Genomic DNA, 1,670 nt, shown 5'->3' on the forward strand with positions numbered 1-1,670 from the left:
GTAAAATAGAAGAGTGAGCACTTGATTTGCTGGTGCTTTCAAACAACGGTGTTGTTTTTTTAACAGCCGAACTGGAAAGGGAGGCTGAGCTGCTCAGTGATCACTTTATCCGTTGGCTGATTTACGCCGGCATGTTCGCTACAGGCACTGAACGACAACGCAGATGGTATGGTCTGTGCGTTCTGACTCGTCAAGGATCGGCCAATGGATCGTTTGTCTAATTTGCTCTCGCGGTTCGGCGTGCGGGCCAATCTGTTCTATGACGGCGACCTATGCGGCTCTGCATCTTACGATGGCGCCGAGCGGCGAGGTTATATCCATCTGCTTCAGGCCGGCAGCGTGACGTTGCTTGGTCCCGATCGCAAGGATTTGCAGCTCACTCGCCCTAGCTTGATTTTTATGCCACGCCCCGCCAAGCATCAATTGTTTGCGGGTGAGTCCGATGGCGCAAAGTTGTTGTGTGCTTCCATGGAGTTTGAGGGCGGAATTGATAATCCTTTGTCGGCTTCATTACCGGACTGTTTGGTGCTCGCACTCGATGATCTGCCCATGCTGGCAGACACGTTGGAGTGGATGTTTGCCGAGGCGGCAAATGTGCATTGTGGAAGGGAAGCCGCGCTTGAGCGCTTATTTGAGCTCCTAATCATTCTGTTGCTCCGTTACCTGCTCGATCATCACCAGTTGCGCACCGGAATGATGGCTGGACTGGCCGACATGCGGCTTGCCCGATCGCTTTTACAGATGCACAACTCCCCGGAACATGCCTGGTCAATAGCAGAGCTGGCCAGTGAGTCAAATATGTCACGCGCTGCGTATGCCGTGCATTTCAAGAGTGTCATCGGACAGACGCCTGCTGATTATTTGTTGAGTTGGCGAGTTAGCCTGGCTCAGAAGCTGATGCGAGAAGGGCGCTCGATTACGCTGATTGCAGCTCAAGTCGGCTACGAAAGTCCTTCGGCGCTGTCTCGCGCATTTAGACGCAAGACGGGGTTGAGCCCTCGTGACTGGTTGAAAGATCTGGCGGGGGAAAATGATGGCAAAAAGGCCTAAGGCATTACTGCCTTAAGCCATTGAAAAAATTATGCATTAATTTTACGTTTTTCCAGTTCAACCAGCGAATGGCCTGCCACAAATATCGAAACAGCAAGCAACCCTAAGTCTTTAAGCAGAAACTGACCTGGCGCAACGGAAATCGCCGGAAACCCTAAACTAGGCTCAATGACGCCCGGAGTGGAAAACATAAAGCTAAGGGTTGTGAAGAACAGGCCTGCAGACAGAGCGCCTCCTACCACGGATAGTTTGGGCGACAGCATGCGGCCTGCGATCAGAGTGCCGATCGAAATCTCTAGTATGCCGAGCAGGCTGGAGAACATGTCGACCGAAAAAATGCTATACACCCATCCCAAAAGCGGGCTGTTGCTCACCAGTGGAACCAGGCCCTCGGCCTCGTAGTGGGTAAATTTCATGCCGCCGAACCAGAAGTAAATAATAGCGAGAGCCAAGTACGCGCCATAGATACCTAGCCCCATAGTTTTGGTTCCAAGCGTTAAGTGGGCCTGTACGCTGGACTTCGAGTTTTCAATGCCTATGGTTTTCATGTCTGAGCTTCCAGTAGTGAGTGAGAGTGTGTTGGCTGCCGAACGCCGTATGCGTTGGCGATGAGATGATTA

The 1,670-nt window shown here is 52.0% G+C and carries 2 protein-coding genes; one reads left to right on the forward strand and one right to left on the reverse strand.

Annotated features, from left to right (window positions below):
• Nucleotides 1-204 precede the first annotated feature (204 nt).
• Nucleotides 205-1,050 (forward strand): AraC family transcriptional regulator, encoded by an 846-nt coding sequence (locus MF6396_RS28015; RefSeq protein WP_003464995.1) that lies wholly within the window; start codon nt 205-207, stop codon nt 1,048-1,050.
• A gap of 29 nt (nt 1,051-1,079) precedes the next feature.
• On the opposite strand, the gene MF6396_RS28020 is transcribed toward MF6396_RS28015, so the two are convergent.
• A complete protein-coding gene (locus MF6396_RS28020; protein WP_003464991.1) occupies nt 1,080-1,598 on the reverse strand; it encodes a YkgB family protein in 519 nt (172 codons plus the stop codon).
• Nucleotides 1,599-1,670 lie beyond the last annotated feature (72 nt).

Source organism: Pseudomonas sp. MF6396, from assembly GCF_002018915.1.
GTDB classification, from domain to species: domain Bacteria; phylum Pseudomonadota; class Gammaproteobacteria; order Pseudomonadales; family Pseudomonadaceae; genus Aquipseudomonas; species Aquipseudomonas palmensis.